13 protein-coding genes are annotated in these 23,598 nt (G+C 42.1%); 5 read left to right on the forward strand and 8 right to left on the reverse strand.

The features are described from left to right. Nucleotides 1-12 precede the first annotated feature (12 nt). A complete protein-coding gene (locus FNZ24_RS09340) occupies nt 13-600 on the forward strand; it encodes a hypothetical protein (protein WP_153914212.1) in 588 nt (195 codons plus the stop codon). A 58-nt stretch (nt 601-658) separates the two neighbouring features. Here the strand turns inward: FNZ24_RS09340 and FNZ24_RS09345 are convergent, their stop codons facing one another. Then, nucleotides 659-1,129, reverse strand: a complete 471-nt coding sequence (locus tag FNZ24_RS09345; RefSeq protein WP_153914213.1) for a DUF1456 family protein — start codon at nt 1,127-1,129, stop codon at nt 659-661. A gap of 462 nt (nt 1,130-1,591) precedes the next feature. Beyond that, the gene (locus FNZ24_RS09350; RefSeq protein WP_153914214.1) at nt 1,592-2,854 is read right to left on the reverse strand and encodes an NRAMP family divalent metal transporter; all 1,263 of its coding nucleotides are present in this window, start codon (nt 2,852-2,854) and stop codon (nt 1,592-1,594) included. Between the two features lie 365 nt (nt 2,855-3,219). On the opposite strand from FNZ24_RS09350, the gene FNZ24_RS09355 reads away from it, so the two are divergent. Further along, a complete protein-coding gene (locus tag FNZ24_RS09355) occupies nt 3,220-5,814 on the forward strand; it encodes a TonB-dependent receptor plug domain-containing protein (RefSeq protein ID WP_153914215.1) in 2,595 nt (864 codons plus the stop codon). A 161-nt stretch (nt 5,815-5,975) separates the two neighbouring features. Beyond that, nucleotides 5,976-6,635: a glutathione S-transferase family protein gene (locus FNZ24_RS09360; RefSeq protein WP_153914216.1), complete on the forward strand. Its 660-nt coding sequence runs from the start codon at nt 5,976-5,978 to the stop codon at nt 6,633-6,635. Nucleotides 6,636-6,707: 72 nt separating this feature from the next. Here FNZ24_RS09360 and FNZ24_RS09365 read toward each other — a convergent pair whose 3' ends face one another. The 4 genes from FNZ24_RS09365 to FNZ24_RS09380 form a co-directional block, all read right to left on the reverse strand. After that, complete coding sequence (locus FNZ24_RS09365) at nt 6,708-7,208, reverse strand: DUF4447 family protein (RefSeq protein WP_153914217.1); 501 nt, start codon at nt 7,206-7,208, stop codon at nt 6,708-6,710. 58 nt (nt 7,209-7,266) lie between these two features. Further along, nucleotides 7,267-7,671: an SMI1/KNR4 family protein gene (locus tag FNZ24_RS09370; RefSeq protein WP_055026254.1), complete on the reverse strand. Its 405-nt coding sequence runs from the start codon at nt 7,669-7,671 to the stop codon at nt 7,267-7,269. A 149-nt stretch (nt 7,672-7,820) separates the two neighbouring features. Further along, a complete protein-coding gene (locus FNZ24_RS09375) occupies nt 7,821-8,615 on the reverse strand; it encodes a RelA/SpoT domain-containing protein (protein WP_153914218.1) in 795 nt (264 codons plus the stop codon). A gap of 299 nt (nt 8,616-8,914) precedes the next feature. After that, nucleotides 8,915-10,987, reverse strand: a complete 2,073-nt coding sequence (locus tag FNZ24_RS09380) for a M13 family metallopeptidase (protein WP_153914219.1) — start codon at nt 10,985-10,987, stop codon at nt 8,915-8,917. A 319-nt stretch (nt 10,988-11,306) separates the two neighbouring features. Here FNZ24_RS09380 and rsuA point away from each other — a divergent pair, with 319 nt between their 5' ends. Beyond that, nucleotides 11,307-11,999 (forward strand): 16S rRNA pseudouridine(516) synthase RsuA, encoded by a 693-nt coding sequence (gene rsuA, locus FNZ24_RS09385; RefSeq protein WP_153914220.1) that lies wholly within the window; start codon nt 11,307-11,309, stop codon nt 11,997-11,999. A gap of 83 nt (nt 12,000-12,082) precedes the next feature. On the opposite strand, the gene FNZ24_RS21840 is transcribed toward rsuA, so the two are convergent. Continuing rightward, nucleotides 12,083-17,020: a S8 family serine peptidase gene (locus FNZ24_RS21840; protein WP_153914221.1), complete on the reverse strand. Its 4,938-nt coding sequence runs from the start codon at nt 17,018-17,020 to the stop codon at nt 12,083-12,085. A 441-nt stretch (nt 17,021-17,461) separates the two neighbouring features. On the opposite strand from FNZ24_RS21840, the gene FNZ24_RS09395 reads away from it, so the two are divergent. Continuing rightward, nucleotides 17,462-18,457: a LysR family transcriptional regulator gene (locus FNZ24_RS09395; RefSeq protein ID WP_153914222.1), complete on the forward strand. Its 996-nt coding sequence runs from the start codon at nt 17,462-17,464 to the stop codon at nt 18,455-18,457. Between the two features lie 132 nt (nt 18,458-18,589). Here FNZ24_RS09395 and FNZ24_RS09400 read toward each other — a convergent pair whose 3' ends face one another. Next, nucleotides 18,590-23,590, reverse strand: a complete 5,001-nt coding sequence (locus FNZ24_RS09400; RefSeq protein WP_228768434.1) for a S8 family serine peptidase — start codon at nt 23,588-23,590, stop codon at nt 18,590-18,592. Between the last annotated feature and the right edge of the window lie 8 nt (nt 23,591-23,598).

Consider the following 23,598-nt stretch of genomic DNA (forward strand, 5'->3'; position numbering starts at 1 on the left):
AGTGAGGTGCAAATGGCTCTTCCTCTTTTCTGGCTTGGTACAGCTGCAGTAGGTGCAATTTTACTTGCCGATGATCGTAAGCAGCGCAAGTCGCTACAGCATGAGCGCCGTATGGGGCGTTCCCCCAAAGTGCCTAGTGAAAAGTCTGCGAGCCCGTTAACCCCAAGTATTTGGCATACCAGTGATGTACGCGTCGAAGCTGCACCTGGAGGCATTGTTTGTTGCTTTGTTTTTGGTGTCATTGAACATAGTGGTATTTGGGTGGGCGATAATCACTTAGTCGAGCTTCATGGCAGCGGGTTAATAAGGCCCGTATCAGCACAGCGATTTTTACAAGACCGGACAGGTAGACGCATATTTCAAGCATGTAATCATTTACATCAGCCTTTAATATCACCACATGCACTGCAAAGAGCGGAGCAGGCAATATATCAATATCGTGAATATGACTTATTTAACAATAACTGCCATCGATTTGTATGGTCGTGTGTTAAAGGTGAAGAAATGGCAGTAAAGAGTTTTGAAAAGCTTAATGAATTATTAGCCGAGGAGTTTAAACAGGCCATTTATTGGGATGAAGTGACATTGAGCGAGCGATAAAATGACATAAAAAAGCACAGCCATTGCTGTGCATTTACATGTTACGTAAGCTGGGTCATTACAGCTCAACACCACGGTGTTTAATTGAAAGTCCGTGTAAGAAGTTACGTAAAATCTGATCGCCACAGGTTTTGTAGTTCTTATGATCTGGATTACGGAACAAGGCACCTAACTCAGACTTACCGATAACGAAATCAGCTAAACCACAAATTTCAATAATGTCATCTTCACGAAGCTCTAACGCAATGCGCAACTTTTTGAAGATTAAGTTATTGGTAAGATTTTTAACAGGAGCTGGTACTTCACTGCCTGGGCGTAAACCACGTTTTTCGATAATAAGTCCGTCTAGGAACTGACACATCACTTTGTCATTACAGGCTTTATAGCCTTCTTCAGCTTCTTTTTTCAGTAAGCTAATGATTTCATCAGTGCTGACTTCAACATTGGCTTGAGCGAAAACTTTAATCATTTTGGCATTTGAATAGTCAAATACAAAACGTAGACGGCGAATAATATCGTTGTTAATCATATAAGTCTCTGGGCGCGGCTGCGCAGTTTTTAATCACAAGTTTAATTACCTGAGATTAAATAAAAATTGGACGCGGATTATACCCATGATACTTCAAGATGCAAAGTCAGCAAGGCAAATAGTGCCAAGATGCTAGGCATAAAATTGAAGTATAGTTATTCTACATCGATATTTTATAACAACGCAGATTGGTGCTATTTGCCTTGCCCTATGGGGCGCAAGCTCGAAAACCATTGCTTCGAAAACCATTGCTACGTTGTAAGCTTTGAAAAGTGAACAACAATTACCTCAGCTTACGCCTTGCATTGTTATCCGAGATTGCGCCTGACAAAGCATCTTGAGGTAACATGGGTATATACCTGAAAATGGAGTAATAGTTCAGATTATCTGCAATAAGCGTACTTATGTTGAGTAAGCTAAACAACTAGAGTGAGTATAGCTTAAGCACAAGCTAAGTTTGGTTTATTGTATTGCTAATTTCCAATAGATAAATAAGCCCGAAAATCCAACCAGATACACTAAACCTAACCAAGCCAGCATTTTCATTTTAGTGCCGTAACGGTGTTCTTTGGGCAGCGCATCGCAGGTCATTAAACGAAAGTTTAGCCAAGCGAAAACGACAGTTGTTAAAAAAGCCAATGTCATCACAAATTCAAGCAAAGGTAATAAGGCGCCTTTGAAAAATAAAATCAGCCCCAAACCCAATGCCGATATGATTAGCATCACTTTGGTTAATCGTTTCGAACAATCTTGTTGATTGTTGAGTAATTGCCAGCCGATATCTAAAGTGCGGCTGTAGCCATCAATCACAGTTACTGTGGTGCTGAAAATACATAAAAAAGCGACTAAACCAATTAGATAACGAGTTTCTTCACCCATCACATCACTGTATAAATCCACCAATTGGCTAGCAAAAACAGCGCCTGAATTTGAGAAGGTTTCACCGCTGCCATGCATAACGAGTGCGCCTAAAGCCAAAAACACCACAGCTAATATTGCGGTGACAATAAAACCTAAATTGAAGTCGAAAATAGCTTGTTTACTGGTCACTGTCTGTGTTTTTTTCTTTTCAATTAACCATAATGAATTCCATGCACTGACTTCAATCGGCGCTGGCATCCAGCCCATCATAGCCACCAAGAAACCAACATAAGCCCATTGCCAAGGGCTCTCAGCCGCCTCCGTTATAACCGGTGCTTGGTAATGCTGCCAAGCAAGTGCGACTGCAATCAAGGTGGTCAATGTTAAGGCCAGCATGATGACTTTGGTCATTTTATCTAGCAGTTGGTAGTGGCCTAAAATCAACACGGCTAATGAACTAACCAATACTAAGAAAGCCAGTACATCAATTGGTAAGGGAATAAATTGGGTCAACATTGCTGCAGTTAACATACACACCCCAGCTGTGCTGGCGATAGCTGCAATTGTGTTCAAGCAAGTAAACATTAATAAATAGCCGCGACCTTGCTTTAAATAGCCGTGGAGTAAACTTTCGTTGGTGGCAGCTGTGTATCGGGCACCTGCGGCAAAGAAGGGGTATTTGAGTAAGTTCACCAGTAAAACAACCCAAACAAGTTGCCAGCCAAATTCAGCGCCAGCACGAGTGGAAGAGACTAAATGCGATGCACCAATAGCGGCGGCAGCCATTAAAATTCCAGGGCCAAGGCTTGCAAACAATGTCGCGGCTGAGTAATTACTGCTGGTGGCGTTTTGAGTCGTCGGCATGATGTTCTTATTGTTTGAGTTGAGATGACTATTCAGTTTCAAGGTGATGTACGACTATGTCATATTTTGCTGAATGCGCAAAATAACAATTTGTTCATAAAAGTAAGTGGTAAAGCGTTCTGTTACAACTGTTTAAAAACTAGCCGTTGACTTCTGATGTGGATTATTTATGTTAGAAAAACATGATGCACTAATATAAGTGCGCATGGATGGCTTCTTAAGTTGGTAACTTGAATAAGTCATATCGATAAAAGGACTTATAGAGAAAGCTGATCTAAGAAGCTTTATTAAAATATTTTTTAGGCGTTCAGGTTTTAAAACGATGTAAAGCCTAGCTAAAAAATCAATTCATATTAGGGACAATTATGACACGACCTCAATTTTGGCAGAGCGCCTGCGCTGCTGCTGTTTCACTCATCCTCACGCCTACCGCTTTTGCCGCCGACCCCGAAGTCGAACGTATTGAAGTGACGGGCACTCACATTAAACGCACGGATTTAGAAGGCGCTTCACCGATGACGGTGCTAAGTGCTGAAGATATTGCCCGCTCAGGGGCGCAAGATATTTCGCAATTACTGAGCAAATTACCTGTGTCAGGGAGCGGCACATTTTCAACTCAAGGTAATAACTCAGATGACACTGCTAATGGTGGTGCCGCAGTATCGCTGCGTGGTTTAGGAGCTGATGCCACTTTGGTGTTATTAAATGGTCGCCGAATTGCGGTGTCATCATTTGCTAAATCGATTGATACGGCGTTTGTTGATATTAACTCGATTCCTATTTCTGCAGTTAAGCGAATTGATATCGTTAAAGATGGTGCGTCAGCGACTTATGGCTCTGATGCTATCGCGGGTGTGATTAACATCATCATGAAGAAGGATTTCGAAGGTTTCGAGGTTAATGGAAAAATTGCTGAAACCGTTGAAGATGGTGGTGGTCAGCAAGCTGGTTCTATTTTGTGGGGCACAGAAGGCGCTGATGGCAAATCTCACACGACAGTGATTTTAGATTACTTTAAAGAGCGCGAAACATTATTCGCTGATAGAGACTACTCAAGTTCTGCAGATCAAACTCCCAATGGCGGTGATGATTTTCGCTCATCAGCAGGTAATCCCGGTTCTTACATCCCAGCTACTATTGGCGCAGATGGCTCGATTACACCTAAATCAGATTTATACAGTTGGACACCAGATGTGAATTGTCCCGCTGGCAGTGTGAAAGGGAACTACTGTCGTTATGACTACGCGCCATTGATGACTTCAGTGCCAGAATCAACTCGAATGGGTTTATCGGTATTTCAAGATTACGAGTTTAATGATGATCTGAGCATGTTTGCTGAAATGATGTATCAGCATAACGAGAGCGTGATAAAAGGCGCTGCAAGTCCGTCTTTTGGTGAGTTCTATATGCTCAATGACAATCCTTTATTCACCAGCGGTGCAGCCACCAACCCCTTTCCTGGTGAAGATCTCACTATGCGCCGCAGGTTAACTGAAACTGGCCCTCGTCAAAAATCTTCTGAGTCAGACAGTGCGCGTTTAGTGCTCGGTTTAAATGGTATGTTATCTGATTGGGAGTGGGAGCTTGCTTATACCTATTCGTACAACCGAAATCACGAATATGGCGAACAAGGTTTTGTATGGACTCCAAGGCTGCAAGAAGCGATTAACACTGGAGAATTTAATCCACTTGCTACCACTCAGCAAGGCGATGTGATTGATGATATTAGTGTCAGTACCACGCGTAATGGTAAATCTACCACTAATGCGTTTGACGGTAAGATTGCGGGTGACTTGTTTGATATGCCTGCTGGAAGCGTAGCGATGGCAGTCGGGTTTGAGTATCGCGAAGAAGAGCTATCTGACAATCCTGATGAGTTATTTAAGCGAGGAGAGATTTTTGGCACCGAAGCCACAGAAGCTTATGGTGAGCGAGATCAAACCTCATTATTTATTGAGCTAGCAGTCCCAGTATTTGAAAAACTAGAAGCTCAATTAGCGTTAAGGTATGAAGATTATAGTGATTTTGGTGATACGACTAACCCTAAAATTGCTCTACGTTATACACCATTAGATAATTTAACCTTCCGTGCGAGTTGGGGTGAAGCGTTTAGAGCGCCTTCATTGGTGCAGTTAGGTTTAGGCCCATCTCAAGAGTCTCCAGGTTTGGTGGATGCAGTACGTTGCCCACTAACAGGACTTGAAGAGGATTGTACCGCTCAAGAGCGTACGGTTATTTTCTCGGGTAACCCTGATTTACAGCCTGAAGAGTCTACCTCTTATAACTTTGGCGGGATTTGGGAAATTACCGACGGGTTAAGTGTTGGGGTTGATTACTGGAATTATGATCAAGAAGGTTTGATTACTTCTGATACTCAATATTTGGTTAATACTCAAGGTGATGATCCAAGTGTTGTAAAACGTGAGCCTACCGATGCCAATGGCGTACCTGGACGTATTATCGAAATCTATGACCAGTTTGCTAACTTAGGTAGTCAAACAACTGATGGTGTTGACCTTGATGTGCAATACACCATGAATACTCAAAGCGCGGGTGAGTTTGGTTTTAATTATAACCTCACTTGGGTCAATAGCTTTGATCAGGTGCGAGAAGATGGCTCGACTCGAGAACTCGCAGGTGAGTATCAACATCCTGAGTATCGCTGGACGGGTGGCATGGATTGGGGCTATACCAATTGGCAAACCAGTGCGCGATTAAACTACATCGGTGAATATCAAGATAATATCGATGCAGGTGCCACAGGAACGATAGATTCAATGATGACTTTAGATTTAAATGTCACCTATATTGGTTTCGATCATTGGTCACTGACGTTAGGGGCTAACAATGTATTGAATGAAGAGCCTTCATTCAGTGCCGCTGATTTCATGGGGTATGATCAAGCGACTCATTCTGCCATCGGTGCATTATGGTACGGTAAAGTCAGTTATCAGTTTTAATTGACCGAACATATGTTAGGTTAACTCCTAACTTAAGACAAAAGGCGAGCTTTAGGCTCGTCTTTTTATTGATATCATTTTCGATGACATTCAATTTAAATCTGTTTGATTTTACTAAGTCTGGTTCAGTAGGTAGTTAATTAGCTAAAGGAAGTTAAAGCATGGAAATAGTAGCAAGCACAGGCATTACCTTATATGGCACGCCGCGCAGTCGAGCGTTGCGTGTTTCATGGCTATTGGAAGAATTAGGTGTTGATTGGCAGTTTTGCTTTCTTAACTTTGCCAAGGGCGATAACCGTTCTGAAGAATATTTAGCGCTGAACCCAAGCGGTAAAATGCCAGTGATTACCGATGGTGACTTGGTACTCACTGAATCTGCGGCAATTTTGCTGTATTTAGCCGAAAAATATGGCCAAGGAAAGTTCTTACCAAAACCTGGTACCGCGCAAGCAGGTCTGCACCATCAGTGGGTTAGCTTTGTTATATGCGAATTAGAGCAACCTTTATGGAGCATGGGTAAACATCGTTTTGCGCTGCCTGAAGAGCAGCGCTTAGATGAGATGCTACCGGTAGCAAAATTTGAGTTTGATAAAGCGGCTAAGATAGCTGAACAATGGGTACCAGAAACAGGTTATGTTTGTGGTGATGAACTCACCATTGCAGATATCTTGCTGGCTCAAACGCTTTTGTGGGCGACAGTGTTTGAACAAACTATTCCATCAAAACTGACAGCATATCGAGATAGAGTGAAACAACGACCTGCAATGACTAGGGCGTTAGAAAAGTCTGAAGCGATTGCGAAGGCTGCTCAAGAAGAGTAACGATTAAATCGTGAATTTTTGATATAAAAAAAGGAAGCTGACGCTTCCTTTTCTATATGTTTCATGAGCTTATTAAAGCTGAGTCGCAGCCCATTTCGCTCGGCTTTCGCGAGACTCACTCATACCATTATCAGCGCGGAAACTTTTGTAAGCTTCAACTTCAAGTGGAATAAGGCTGACTTCCACTTCTAATACAATTTGGCATTCTTTTTTGATGCGCCATGCTGCAGTATTGTATAGTTCAGTAAACGGCAGTGAGCTTAAAAACTCAGGGTTGTATTGCGTGTAAATAGCTTGAGTTGGGTAAACCACAAATGCTAAACGGCGCTTAGGCTCAGTTTTAAATAATGCTTCGATACCATCTGTGGTATTGAGCACTTGCATTTCAATGGTGTCTTCAATTTCAAGGAGCTTCTTTTGCGCCACTTCAGGCGCATCAGCTTCGCCAGCTTCCCATGCCGTCACTGCATCAGCTGTGGTTTTAGTAAGCTCGGCAATTTGCTCAACACTTAAACCCAAAGATAAGCGTAAACACTGCATTTCAATTGCGTTTAAGGTATTTGATTTAGCCATGGTTTTTCCTATTTAATCTTGTCGTGTTGTGGTGCAAAACATACGTGAATCAAATTAATTACTTACGTTTTAGCCAAATATCTTGAATCCAATCCCAGAGAGATTCCCACATAATGTCTGCCATGCGACCATTCTTAAAGAAGCGAATATTGGCCTCTTGATCTATGCAGTAAAAATTATCCCCTTGCTGGCAAATAGCGATATATTCTCTTGGCATACCGACTGACCATGCATAGCTGGTGACTTCAGGTAAGTATGTGTGCGAATAAGGATCTGATGCAGTGACCATTTCAATGGCACCATAAATCACATCGCTACCAAATAGCAGGTACTCTTTTAAATCGTTTGGCAGTGAAATTAAAATCTGTTCTTCAACTTCAACTAGTTGCTCGAATGTCGGTAATTCAAGTGGTACAGGGACCGTTTCACTCAATTCTTGAAGCATTTCGATGACATCATTCATCAGTATATCCAGTTATCGGCAATAATGGCGGGAGTATAGCTTGAATAGCGCGGTTAACCAATTATCTCACTGGCAAAAAAGTAAAAAAAAGCACCTTAAATTAAGGTGCGAAAGGAAGGGGGAAAACAATGAATGAGGAAAATAGTGGCTTAAGCCGCTTGGGTTTGGTCTCCTATTTGAGTGGTGTCAAATTGAGCAAGACTTTGGCGTTTATAGCTAAGCCATGCTTTGTGATAAAGCTTATGTGATGACTGACGTAACTTAACGATTTGCATCATTTCCATATCCGTTAAAGGGCGATGCTCTAGCTGAGCCACAGCTTCAATATTCTGAATTTGTTCATAAACCTGATGTTCTGGGCCGCTTTTTATGTCAGCAATCTCACTAAGGTGCAGTTGCACTTCAACAATCATCTTAGTTTGAGGTAATTTCACCAACAGATTTAAGTCTCGATAACCTGATGCTTTAGGCTCTGAAAAGCGGTTTTTAACTTGTACCACTTCAGTGGTTTCTGCCAAAGTACGGTAACTCTGCATTAAGGTTTTAACATCATCGGCGACCAAGGTTGCTCTAGCAATGTCGGTGATGTAGCTGGCATCGCCATCAAATTTTCGGTCAATCTTTTGCTGGGCTCTTTGGTAACTTTTAATATCTGGAATAAGTAAATGTGTATGGCTGTCTTGACTAATGTTTTCCAGCAATTGAGTCAGCTCAGTTTGAGCAAGTGGTGCTCGCTCAAATAGCTGGTTTAAGTCACTTGTATCTTGTTGAGGTAATCCACCCGAGGTACTCGCTAATTTAAGTAGGCTGTCTAAATCATCAACTAAGGTTTGGTTAACATCGTAAATCGGTTTAACAGGATTTGTGTCAACAGTAACGGCAACGGCATTACGGGTGGTGAGTAATAATAAAAAGATAAAAAAGGTACGAAAAATTCTGTTCATTTGCGTTACCACTGACTCTTTAAGTAATGAATGCATGAGTAATAAAGTATTCGTTATAACCCTTTTGGGATATGTGATTACTTTAGCTGGTGGAAGCTGAATCAATGCTGAATAATTTGACGAGTTTGGGGCGGTTTACCAATCTTTACAAAGTGATTATTAAGACTGTGATATTGAATATTGAGCTGGCTTTGATTTGCTAAATCTAGAATTTTAATAGCAATAAAAAAGGACATCTAAATGATATCCTTTTTAATCGTTTTACCCTTTAAGAGATAAAGGGGAATTTAAGTGAGTGACTACCAGATTTTTACGCGCTTAGCAGGCTCGATATACATCTTATCGCCTTCTTTCACGTCATAAGTTGTGTAGAACTCAGGCATGTTAGATAGGGCACCTAAAGCGCGGAAGTGACCAGGTGAATGTGGGTCTGTCGCAACGCGGTTACGCAATGCTTCTTCTTTCATTTTTACACGCCAGATTTGGGTGAAGCCCATAAAGAAACGTTGATCACCTGTTAGTCCGTCAATCACTGGTGCTTCTTTGCCATCCAGAGACATTTTGTAAGCTTTATACGCAATGGTCACACCCGATAAATCACCGATGTTCTCACCTAGTGTCAGCTCACCGTTAACATGTAAGTCATCAAATACTTGGTAACCATCATATTGGGCAATTAACGCATTGCCTTTTTTGGTAAAGGCGGCTAAATCAGCTTCAGTCCACCAATCTCGCATATTACCTTCGCCATCGAATTTAGCGCCTTGGTCATCAAAACCATGACCCATTTCGTGGCCGATTACTGCGCCGATGCCGCCATAGTTCACCGCATCATCGGCTTGCATGTTGAAAAACGGCGGTTGCAAAATTGCCGCTGGAAACACAATTTCGTTCATCGTTGGATTGTAGTACGCGTTAACGGTTTGCGGCGTCATGTGCCACTCGCCTTTATCGATTGGGCCGCCTAGTTTAGCAATATCTTTATTGTGGCTTTCAACGCTTGCACGCTGCGCATTACCGACTAAGTCATCGCCTTTAATCGTTAGCTTGCTGTAGTCTTTCCATTCATCAGGGTAACCAATTTTTGGATTGAACTTAGCAAGTTTGTCTTTTGCTGCGACCTTAGTGTCAGCGCTCATCCAATCTAACGAGTCGATGCTAGTGCCGTATGCGCCACGTAAATTTTCAACTAATACACTCATGCGATCTTTGGCTGCAGAAGTAAAATGACGTTTAACGTACACTTTACCTACTACTTCACCTAAAGTGCCACTGACTGTATTTACACCACGTTTCCAGCGAGACTCTTGCTCTTCTTGACCGTTTAAAGTTTTAGCGAAGAAATCAAAGTTTTCTGCATCAATGGTTTCAGACAAGTTACTGGCTGCGTGGGTTAATACGCTCCACGTCATGTAAGTTTTTAAGGTGTCTAAATCTGTTTCACCAATCACTTCACTCAAGCCGCTCACGTAACTAGGCTGGTTGATGATGATATCTTTTTGCTCTGCAACACCCATAGTTGTCAGGTATTGGTTCCAATCAATGTTCGGTGCTAGCTCTGCAAGCTCAGCTATTGTCATTTTATTGTAAGTTTTAGTGCTATCGCGGCTTTCAACAACATCCCAATGCTTTTCAGCAATGGCAGTTTCAAGGGCTAAAATAGACTCAGCAGCCGCCTTACCATTAGCAAGACCGGCTAAGTCATACATTTTTTCAATGTGCTCAACGAAAGCTTTACGAATATTAACGAAACGTTCTTCTTCGTTAAAGTAATAGTCTTTTTCTGGCAGGCTTAGGCCATATTGCCAGATATGAGTGGCGTAGCGGGTTGAGTCTTTAGCATCAACATTGATGTAAAAAGCCAGTGGTGTGCCGTAGCCATTTATCTGGCTATAAGCAAAAAAGTTGGTGAGGTCGGCTTTTGAATCAATAGCCGAAATTTTATCAAATTCGCCTTGAATCGGCGTGACGCCTAATTTGTTTAATGTCTCAACATCCATAAAGGCGCGATATAAATCAGCGACTTTTTGCTCGTCTGTACCTTCTGTGAGAGTAGGCATTGCTGCTACTTCTTCAATGATTGCTTTCACGTCTTCACGAGCATTTTCACGTAGGTCGTAAAAGGCACCAATATTAGTACGATCGCTTGGGATCTCAGCCGTTTTTAACCAAGTACCATTAACGTATTCATAAAAGTCATCTTGCGGACGTACTGATTTATCGATGTTTTGAAAGTCGATACCTGATGTTAGTGCTGTTTGCACCGCTTCAGCAGTGGCAGTTTTAGTGGTGGTTTGCACTTCATTATTACTACAAGCACTCAGGCCAGCAATAAGTGAGGCACATAGACCTCCAATGACAAGCTTTTTCATGTTGTTTCCCTTTGTATTCTTGAAATCAAGTATTAATAAGCTCTTCAATGAGCTTTAGATGCTGATTTTTCATTTATTCTTTTAAACAGCAAAAGTGTAAATAGAAAATCAGTCTTTATTGTTGTGAACCCCATGTTAAGTGCTGAAAAGGATATTTAACAAGGGGGAGAACTGTTTTTGTTGAGAAAATGTGAGCTTTTAAGAGGGAGATATGTAACTAAAAATTACCGTTTTAAGCACAAGGCTGAATATTTGATGTTCATTTATTCGCTGACAGCTCATAATAGCGCGCAATTAAGACAAAGAATTGGTTGTAGCAATGCGTTTAGATAAGTTTATCTGTGAAAGTACTGAGCTGACTCGCTCACTAGCGAAACGAGTTTTAAAATCGGGTGAAGTCACCTGTGATGGCGTGGTGGTAAAAGATGCCAGCTTTAAAGTCGCTGAAGATACTGAAGTGTGCATTGAAGGTCGTCAAATTCGAGTGATTGGCGAGCGCTACATTATGATGAATAAGCCTGTGGATACCATTTGTTCAACCATTGATGAAGAGTATCAATCGGTGCTGAGTTTGATGGACATTGAAAAGGTTGAGACTTTGCATATTGCAGGCCGACTTGATGTGGATACTACTGGGCTGGTGCTTATTACCAGTGATGGTTTATGGTCGCACAAAATCACTTCGCCTAAAAAAGATTGTGGTAAACGCTACTATGTTGAAGTGGCCGATCCGTTAGATGAAAGTTTAATTGAAACCTTTGCTGTAGGTGTGCAATTGCGAAATGAAGATGGGTTAACTAAACCCGCTCAGCTTGAAATTCTAGATGCAACTCATGCCCGCTTAACCATCAGTGAAGGCAAATATCATCAAGTAAAACGGATGTTTGCAGCTGTTGGCAACAAAGTGACTAACTTGCACCGTGAAGCCATTGGTACCATTGAAATGGAAGATGATCTTTTAGAAGGTGAATGGCGATTTTTAACTGATGAAGAAGTAAAGTCAGTTAAATAGTTTACGACCCCCACGATTGATAATCTGCCATAAAAAAGGGCCTTCTTTACAGAAGGCCCAAACACTAGTTTTGGAACGCTATATTAGTGTAGTTTACGACGACGTGCTGCGCCTAATAAACCGACTAATATCAGACTTAAGATCCCCATGCTACCGCCTGAATCAGATTTAGCAGGTGTTTCTTCTGGTGCTTCTTCAGCTGGTGGTGCAGCATCGATACCATCAGAATTAACCGTCAGCATAAAGCTTGTGCTGGCTTGGTCATGTTGATTAGCTGAATCCATCACTGTCACAGTAATTTCTGTTTCGCCATGCCAGTCAGTATCTGGAGTGATATTAAAGCTCATCCCGTCAACTTCAATTGACACGTTTTCACCTGAAGCCATCATGGCTACAGCACGGTTTTCACTGTGCATGTATTCTACTGATAATCCTTCCATGACCTCATTTTCAGCCATTGTATGGTTAGCAATATCGAATACAGTAATGTTACCACCAACTGGAACAGACGCTGTCTTCGTCACAGTATTTGAATTGGTTAGCTCTGAAGTTAACGTCACTTCATTATTACTTCCAATCGCAGCTGAGTTCACTTTAGCAGAGAAACGAGTCACCAAACGTGTACTTTCTGGCCCTTGATAGTTCGCACATATAACCATATTGCTGGCTAGCTTTTCAGGTTGATTAACCGCATATTCATCAAAGTGATAACCATTGACTGGGTAGTAGAATCCACGAACACCTTGATAACCTTTTAAGCCAACAGTGTGCGCGCCTTTATCTTGATTCATCTCTTCATAACTAAACATGATTTCGTAGACATTTGGCGTGAAATCAATATCTGCTGATGCCAGCATAGTGAAGTTATAATGAGTGTCTTTATCAACGGTAATACCAAACATTTCTTGAGTAGAGGCGTACATACGCTTCCATTGCACTGCTAGGTATTGGTTTTGATTAAGTGCTGCTGCATAAACGCCGTATTCATATGGCGTGAATGTAGCGAAATCAACCCCGCTTTCATTGATAGTGACGCCGCCTTTATGCCAAAACGGTGCAATCATTAGATCTCGTGCGCCATCCCAAATTAGTCCATCACCTGGTGTGGCAAATACGGCATGTGCATCAAATCTTAATAAACCATCACCTTGAATAGTAATAATATTGGTCGTGTCTTTACGTTCCACACCATATAAAGGAATGTGCGGGAAGTAGTTGTCAGCCCCAACAAAGTCAGGAATTTCGAACATTTGTGACCATTCACTATCAAAACCAGGTAATTGAGGGACCCCAATTGATGGTAAGTCTAAGAAATGAGTTGCGTCCGAAAATGGTAGACGACACATTTCGTCTTCAAGACTAGTGGTATATTCATAACGACGTTCTGCATCTTTTGATGAGGTTTGAAGACCGCTGATGACCACTTGATTACCATCTGTAGTGGTTTCAAGCGTTTCAAAGAACTCATTGCCGCGGACAGAGTCTGGCATTAAGGTCATCCCTTCAGGTAAAGCGATATTTAACGCCATTTCTCGTTCTAGTCCATTTAAGTTAGCACCATGAACTATTTCAAAATCTACAACGTCTCCTACTTTAGCGCCAGTATGACTGCTGGTTAATTCAACTTCGTCTGATGCGCGTGTTAAGCGAAGTGGAAGCAGGCCAATGTCTTCTAAATTAGCTGAATCTGTGCCTAATGCGACGACACCATGGTAGATATCACCTGATTCAGCGTCTGGCATATTCCAGTTAATGCCTAGTGAAACAGGGTCAAAACCGTTTGTGTCAATTGAATCAATGCTGACTTCAGAGCTCACATCATCACTGACCATCACCACGTTAGTGACTATGCGATCAGCTCTGTCATACGGATCTTCCCATTGAATTGAGAATTTAAGGTTAGACACCATATACCAGTATTGACCAGGCTCTGGATTATTGATGGCACAATAGTCACGCATTCGCCAATCTGAAATACAAATGGCTTCTTCTTCCCAATTAATATTACCATCGTTATTCACATCGCGGCCTAAGTCTAAACGGCTTGAGAATTTGGCAATATTATCTTCTTCAGTAATTTCAACAACTAACCTTTTCGTTCCTTCTGGTACCGTGAACATCCGGTAACCTATTTGAGAATCTTCGGTTGGAAGTGAATCAATGATATCCCAAGGCCATGCTTGGTTCTGACTCAAGTGGTACTCTTTCTGTTCACCTTGAGTTAATCCATATACGGTTGCGGATATTTCAGCAGAACTTGGCAAGATCATATTAGGTGTGACCATTGAACCTTGCTCACGGGCAATTTCTGCTTCCACAATCACAGGAATATCTGCTTTTTTATTGGTGGTAATCACTGGCAGAGTTTGAATAGGCTTGCTTGAATCTGTTGGAGTCAGATTTAATTTGCCATATAAAGTTAATCCATCAGTGTTACCAGCACCTAATGGTGAGTCAGACTGGTAGTCAACATCAGGCATTTTAGCTGTTAGCATAATGCGCTGGGTTTCGCCGGCTTGTAATGAGAAATTAGCTGGTGAAACAGTGAGCTCTAATAATGATGCGCCTGTATAACCAATTTCTTCTGCAGACACGTTCCAGCTACCATCTTCCGTTGCAGTGACGGTGCGGAACCAGTTACATGTTCCCTTACATTCTCGGTTGACAATGTATGGGGTGTTCAAGCTTGTTACATCCCCCCCAGCCATTGGGTTTGCATTAGTGTAGTTTTCGACACTTTCATCAAGCACTAAGGTTGCATTGACTGCTGCTGCGACGTTGATAACACCTGCGCCACCTTGATCAAAGGTGAATGGTGCTTCAGTCGTTGTAGTGGTTAGTGCTGATTGAATTTCTGCAGGAGTCCAATTTGGATGAGCATTTTTAATTAAAGCCATTGCTCCGGCAACATGTGGCGAGGCCATTGAAGTACCACTAATGGCTGCCCAGTTCATACCAAAGCCATCTAAGGTAAATATACGATCGTTAGCATAGGCTGCAAAAACATCGACGCCTGGCGCTGCAACAGTCGGTGCCATAACGTTAGGGTTAGTTGTACTTGGGCCGCGAGATGAGAAGTCAGCCAATAAATCACTTTCTCCCATTTCGGTAAACAAAGAGGCATCACTTAAGCTTGCTCTATGTCCAGTACCTGAAGATAACCATGTGACGACCTTGCCACCATCATAAGCGCCAATATGCGCTGTAGGTACTGAGTAGAAATCTTCAACCTTGACAACTTCAGGAGACGGGTATTCCCAATCTTGCTGAATGTTATACAAAATCATCCCACCAGCACCGCCAGATAGAATATTGTCAGCTTTAGCTGCGCGAGGTTGGTCGCTGCGTTGACAAACAACAATTGGCATTTCAGTTAATGGGTTACCATCTGGGTATGCTGTAAATGTATTTGCATCAAAAGGCGTGTCACAAGCTGCATTTTCGCTGTTGTAATCAGCAGCCAACACCACTGGAGCTGCATATGCGCCAGTAATTGATGCCGCTCTCATTGGCCCGTAAGGGCTTGGGTTTTCATCACCACCTTCAAAATTATCGATGGTTTTAGGGTTTGAGGTAATCACACGTCCATGGGTACTTGCTGCAACACTTGTTACCCAAGGAGAAACGTGGTCCATCCAGTATTCACCTGCGTTACCCGCAGAGGTTGCAACAGAAATACCTGCTTCACGAGCGGCAAGGAAAGCGAGCTCAGTTGGGGCAATCCAAGGAAATTGTTCTGAACCACCAATTGAATAGTTGATGACATCTACACCATCAGCAATAGCATCATCAATAGCTTTAAGGGTTGTTTCTTGCGGACAACCTGCGTAAGGATCGCCTTGACCACCAGCCCAACAAACTTGGTAAGAAATAATATTCGCGTGTGGTGCAACACCTGAAACACGTGGGAATACTAAATTGGTGTCGCGTCCATTAATTTCATCGCCGTAGCCTGCTTCAGAAACTTGGTAAGCCACATCAAATAATACGTTACCGGCAACCGTTGATGCTGTATGCGATCCGTGGCCATTATAATCTTCACCATTTGCAGGGCGTGCTCTTTCCCAGTCTGCCCACCAACCTTGCTCTCGGTATACCGGATCGCCATAGGTGTCAGTGATTTCAGCGTAAGAGCGAATACCGATCAATTTGTCATTACACATGTCGGTAAATTCTTCTAACTCACAATCACCGACAAAGTTACCACTACCTAGTGGGTTGACGATAGCGACGCCATCATCACCCATTGCTGTAAATGAAGGGTGATTTGAGTTAATACCGGTATCTAGAATACCAACTTTTATGCCTGCGCCAGTAAATTTTGTGCCTGCTGTGACATTACCGTTCCATATTTGATCTGCACCAATATGTTGTGGTCCTACATCGGTATGTAGCTCTAAAATAACTGAGCGAGTAACAGCTTTAACACCACTTAAACTGGCTACTTTAGCTGCCTGTGCCTGTGTAAGCTGCATACTCATGCCATTAAAAGCATATTGGTATGATTGACGGATATCTGCAGCAACGCCAATCTTGCTACTGATTTCTGATTGAATACTTGCTTGTTGAGTTTGAAGATAATTAACATAGCTTCGGCTTGCAGAAGATTGGGTATTTATTTTTGCTTTTGTTTGTTTCCCAAACTGCTGAGCAGAATTCACTGGAGCTGTAGCTGAATAACCCGCAATGCTACCGTCATAAGTTGCTACAGGTTGCTCAGAAAGCTGAATAATATAAGTGTGCTCTCCTGGAGCTAAATCAGTTTCTATATGAAATGGTGTTTTGGCATTGGTATTAATCGCGCGGTGTTGGTTTGGTCCTGTCGTTAAACCAGGGCGATTGAGTGCATTATTCTTAACGTCTTGCATGCGTTGATATTCTTCATTAGAAATATCAACAGGTACGATATCTATACCATTAAGTAATAATGGCCCATCTTGTTGAGAGGGGATGGAAGCAGCTCCAGCCCCCGCTGCATAAATTGCAGCAATCGTCATAAGACTTATTTTTTTTAGTTGCATTGAAATCTTCCCTATTATTGTTGTTTGAACAGGTCAAGCACAATCCTGCCTTCACCTTTTTATCTTTCAGAACAATTCACATCCAATATCTTTTGGCTATGCATAAATGCTCACAAGGAATGCATAAAGGGAATTTTTGATACAAGCTGGCTGCTGTTAATTTGGTGTTAATTCTTGGTGGGTGTATTTAACATCTTGTTTAATAGGATATTAAAGGGGTAGTGTATGTCTAGGTTTTTGGTTGTTACATTTTGGTTGTCGATGTTACTACTGGGGTGTAAGTGTTCTTTTTGATACAAATGGTCACAGCTTGATTCGTTGTTTACGATTGATTACTTATTTGCATTTGCTAAGGTCGTGTTACCTATATAACAATCAAATTAATACGCATTAGGCATCGATGAAGTGGTGTTAGTCGAACTGTGCAGGAGAAGCTAAAACATGGAGCTAAGGCATATTAAGCATTTTGTTTTGCTCGCAGAAGTTAAGCATTTCAACAAAGCGGCTGAAATTCTCAATATTACCCAACCTTCATTATCTAAGAGTATTCAACGCCTCGAAATGCTGATAGGCGGACAATTATTAAATCGAGATTCAAAATCTGTGTCGGTCACGGCGCTGGGACAAGTGTTACTTAAGCATGGGCAAAAAATTCTCAAAGAATTTGAAGAAATGGAACAAGAAGTCACTTTGTTTCAGGGCTTTGATGAAAAAGAGTTACGTATTGGGGCAAGTCCAATACCATCCAATAGTCTAGTTGGACCTATTGTTGGTCACTTCTTAAGAGATTTCGCTGACATTAGTGTCGAGCTCAAAGTGGCGGCTTGGGAAGAGCTTTATCAACAGCTTATTTATGGTGATATAGATTTTTTTGTTGCTGAAACTAAAGTCACTGAACTTGAGAAAAGTGAGCTAGTTACTGTTACCGAACTGCCACCATTTAAAGTTATTTTCTGTTGTAGGCCTGAACATCCGTTAACACAACTTCCACGTTTATATTTGCCGTCATTTAGAGATTACCCGTTAGCGATTCCTCGTCATTTGCCGAAATCGATTGCTGATGCTTTTGAAGATTTATTTAAGCAACAACGGGAGGACTTCTCTGGTATGGTCCGTTTTGATCAATTCCATCCGATTAAAGAGTCGATTATTAATGGCGATTTAATAGCGTTAACACCAGAGATATCAGTAAGAAGTCAAATAGAGAAGGGGAATTTAGTCGAATTATCTCCTTACGTTATGCCACTGATTTACGCACGATTTAGTGTGGTATCTTTGAAAGAAAAATCTCATTCGAAAGCGGCGGAAGGCTTCATTGAGTTTTTGGTTAATCGAGCTGAAACTGTGAAATTAGCATCGCCAGAGCTGACTTCATCAGAGATTTCAGCATCAGAGCGTGCTAAAACTGAAGCGCCTGTTGCAGAGTTAACAGTATAAAAGAGTCGTTAAGCTAATTAGCAAGTGACTGAGGAGGCATTTACATCAAAAAATTGATGTTAATGCCCAAGTAGTCTGCACAAAAAAAGGCCTTCATCTGAAGGCCTTTTGATTGATTATATTAATGATTTATTAGTGATACTTTTTACGACGACTTGCGCCAAGTAATCCTAAGAAAACTAACCCTAATAAACTTAAACTTCCTCCATCGTCATTATCTGGAGTTGTTTCAGGTTCAATTGGATTCTCTGCCGCTGGTGGAGTTGGCTCCACACCATCAGAGTTAACCATTAACATGAATGTTGTCGTGCTCATATCATTCGGGAACACATTATCAGCAACAGTCACAGTAACCATGGTTTCTCCGTGGAAGTCAGCATCTGGCGTAATATCAAAAGTTGAACCTGATGTATGGCCATTGACTACTGCAGTAACATTGTCGCCCGTTACTGTAATTGTATTAGCAGACATGCCGCCATCATTATCAGTATAGTGAACTGCAATGCCTGCTAATGTGGCATTTTCATCAATCATGTGATCATTAATTGACTGCATTGAAATATTGGCTGCAACGGTAACAGTTTGAGATGTGTTTGCATCCGCAATGCCATCAACTGTACCAGTAACATCAATTAATTGATTGACTCCAAGCGCTGCTTGAATGACTTCAGCTTGGAAGCTTACTTCAACACGACTAGACTGCGGGCCATCGATGTTATAACAAACCACTAATTCATCATGTAATTTGTCGTTAAGATCATTGTAGGCATACGATGCACCTTGGTGTCCATTAAGTGGCCAGAAACCAGCTCTTGGTCCATTGTAACCACGTACACCAATTGATCCAGAACCACTTTGGCTGCCAACATCAACATTGTTGTAAGCCATGATGAATTCATACTCACCGGCTTTATGGCTAGTGTATTCACGCATAAATACTTGGAAGTCGTAACTATCATCACGAGGAGTAATGATTTGATTCCAGTTTTCATCGTAACCAAAGTCATGGGTGGCTGCATTATCCCATTCAAGTAGGGTGTAGCCTTCATAGTAAGCAATCGATACACCTTTTTGTAATTCAGCATCCCAGCTAGGTTCATACATCGCTAGTGTGGTTTTCTGATTCCAGTTGATGTCTTGTTCTGCATTCCATAACGGTGCGACAATAAAGTCAGGTGGCGTTGAGTAGTTTGTTGCAGGTAACTCTAAATGCACTTGTTGCGGCATGATATCCCATGGGTTGAATTGTACGTAATCCAGTTGCAGCCAACCACGAGAACTCAAGACAACTTGGTCTGTCACAAAGTAGTCTTCATTATCAAACGGTTTCATGTCGTTATAAATTGTCGGAATTGTGACTTCGTGAGTCCAGTTACCCCAGCCCCATTCATTCACTTCATATATTGAGCCCCAAGAAGGCTGTATATCGAACTTAGCGAGATCAACATACTTACCATCAATTGGCGTACCATCCATATAGTCAATATTCCATGGGGTTCGACACATAGGGTCGGTTTCATTAGTCGTGACTACATAGTTAGTGGCTTTATCTGCAGTATTTAATTGACTTGTGGTCAATGTAAATCCGCTATCAGTTGCAGTGATGCCTGCTAAATCTACCAGTGAATCAGGGACAATACTTAGGCCTTCTGATAGTAAAGCTGTTAACTCTACATTACGGTCAGCGCCACTTTGATTCGCTTGCACAATTAAGCTTACATCAATAATGTCACCCACTCGTGCAGCATCTTGTGAACTGTTGATTGATACTGTGTTCACGCCACGTTTTATGGTCATTGGTACTAAAACTAGTGAGCCTTCCTCATTAGTACCAGCTTGAATAGCTGCTGCAGAGTAATAGGTTTTACCTTGCCCCATCATCATATTCCAATCAATATTTAATGATGAGTTTAGCTCCTCTGAGTCACTGAAAGTTAAGCTAATATCATTAGTTTGTTCTTTGGCAACTAAAGCATATGACATTTCATAAGTGTCGATATTCTCCCATGGGTACAATAGATAGTTTTGTACCATGATGATGTATTCACCTGCTTGTGGATTTTCCAGTGAGCAATATTCACCAATGGTCGTTTGTGGTAATTGCGAGCCACAAATAGCCTCAGAATAATGAAGCTGGCCGTCGTTGTTATAGTCTTGGAATATCATGATGTCAGCATCAGCAAACACATCATAAGCCGTATTCATCGAAGATTTTATACGGTCGGTTAATTCAGCTCTGAAAACAGCCGTATTCTGCGGAACCGTTACATTGAAGGTTTTGATATTGGCAAGTTCGGTATTCCAAAAGCCATTTTCATCAACCATTTGATCGCTAAATTGCAGTCTTGGTAAGTCAAACTCATGAACAATAGCTTCAACAGGCGCATAGACAAAACCTGAAAGTGAGCTCGCAGGTACCCCAAATGGCACATCCTCGATGGTATGAGATGCCATATCATCATTGGCTTTTACATTGATGGTATTGGGTAGTGTTGTACCAGTAAACTTGGCCGAGAATGGCCAATGTGAAGCTGGAATTGTTTCATCAGTAGCGATGAATTGAATTTCACCATGGGTTTCTGCCACCGTTCCATCGTACCAAGCCATGTCAGATTCTTCGAAAGAGCCGTTAATGGTTAAGGTGATTGACTCACCTTTTTTCAAACTAAACTCTGCCGGTGTTACCGTCATTTTTGCACTTGGATCTAATGAATAATCCCAGTACATAGGACCTTCCTGTGCTTGGTTAACTTCAACACTCCAAGTACCGTCTTTAGTCGCTGTGACGGTTCGTAGCCAAGTACAAGTTCGGCCACAATCATTGTTGATTAGCTGTGGTAAATTCAAATCACGAACTAAACCGCCATTTTGTGGATTAGCACGGCGAAAGTTATCAGCCGTTTCATCCATTAATAGACCCGCGTTAATAGCGCGTTCAACATTTGCTAAACCATGTCCTGCGCGGTAAACACCCGCAACCTTTGTTTCCCCCGTCATTGGATGGGGAGTTTTGATCGCCATACTATCAGCGGTCATTTGTAGTGCCGATTGAATTTGGCTCGCAGTCCAATCAGGGTTGGCCTGACGAATCAGCGTCATCATACCTGCCACATGTGGTGAGGCCATCGATGTACCACTAATAGTATTGTAATCTCGGGTATCACCTTGAGGGTTAAATGGGCTTTCATCATTCCAAGCGGCAAAAATATTCACCCCTGGCGCAGCAATGCCGGGTGAGAATAACTCATCAACTGTGCTAGATGGACCACGAGATGAAAATGAAGCTAACCAATCGGCATTATCTTCATTGATATCACGTGTAGCACGTGATGCTGTTATGGTGCCTGATAAGGTTTCACCATTGGCAGACATAAGCCAAGGCTGTAAACCGGTAACGTTCCAGCTACCAAAGTACTGGTTTGCAGTTAAATGAATACCAGGGATAACGTAGGCATCGTCAACGACATCATCACCTTCATCCCATGTGTTATAAAGAACAAAGCCACCAGCGCCGCCGGCTTGTACATTCATTGCTTTTTCGACGCGTGCAATATCGCCACGTTCACAAATAACAATGTCTGTTGCTTGGAAGGTATCGGCAGCAAATGGGCTGTTACAACGGGCATCACCAAAGTCGGCAGCGATAACAAAATCACCACTGAATTCCGCTGAGATGCCTGCGCCATCAAGTTGCTGAGGTGCTAAATTGCTGTCGCCACCCATAAGGTTATTAAGTGCTTTATCATGAATATTGATTGAGCGAGCATGAGTGGTTGCTGCAACATTGAGAACCCAAGGGGAGGTATGATCTACCGTGTATAGGCTATCTTCGCCATAGGCTGCACCAGAGTTGCCTGCAGAAAGTGCGACAGCGATACCTGCTTCACGAGCCGATAAGAATGCCATTTCAAATGCATCGTTCCATGGGAAGCTTTCACCGCCGCCAATAGACATGTTGATTGCATCAACACCATCCAGGATAGCTTGCTCGATACCAAATAAAATCGCATCGCCGGGACAACCATCAGAATCACACACTTGGTATGAAATTATATTTGCATGGGGCGCAACACCTGAAATCATTGGCATACTGACGCCAATAGGGTTACCCGCACCGCCGCCAAGTTCGGTGGTTACTACATCCACATCATATAAAATATTACCCGCAACCGTGCTGGCTACGTGACTACCATGGCCTTCATAGTCTTCACCAAATTGCATATCAGTTGGATAACTGCCAGTGATGTTTTCATGGGTATAAACCCCAATAAGTTTGTCATTACACTTATCTGCAAACTCGGCTTCAGCACAGCCACCTAAGTAATTACCACTACCAAGCGGGTTGGTATGCACATAACCATCACCACCCACAGCAGCGAAAGAAGGATGATCGGTATTAACGCCAGTATCAATGATACCTACCACCATACCCTCACCTTGGTATTTCATTCCATTTGAGGTTGCAGTTCCATCCCAGATCCCAGTTGCGCCAACATGTTCTGGTCCTATATCTGTATGTAACTGTAATTTTGTTGAACGCTGAATAAAGGCAACTTCAGACTGCTCAGCCAGGCGCATAGCCTGCTGTTGAGTCATTTTTACTGTGAAAGCATTAATGGCTGTAGTGAATTGTTTTTCCGCTTGAACACCTGCTGTTGCAATTACTTGTTGTTGTTTATTAAGCAAGTGAGTTTTATAGCCATCAATGGCTTGTTGATGTTGTGGCTGGGCATTGAAACTATTTAGGTTGCTGCGCTTTCGCTGTAGTGCTTGCTTAGTGGATTGCAATCCTGGAATAGTGCCATCGTAAGTGGCAATTGGCTTGTCATTCATTCTTACTATGTAAGTGTGCTCGCCGCTCAGTCCTTGTTCTAAATTAATCTTTTGTGTGGCTGATTTAGATTGATAATGAATATTTGCTGATTGCCTATGACGCAGAGGAGTTGACACTGACTCTACCTTAGATTGAGCCGCTAATTGTTTTTGCTTGTGTAGCTCCATCATATTAATTGTTGAAGGTATTTGCGGCTCAGTATTCAATTTAGACTGCTGATTAATATCAGCAGCTACATTGGCTACACCGCCTGCATAAATAGCAGCAAGTGTCATCAATGTCAGTTTTTTTATTTTCATGATGCTTC

The organism is Shewanella sp. TC10, assembly GCF_009663145.1.
Taxonomy (GTDB): Bacteria; Pseudomonadota; Gammaproteobacteria; order Enterobacterales; family Shewanellaceae; genus Shewanella.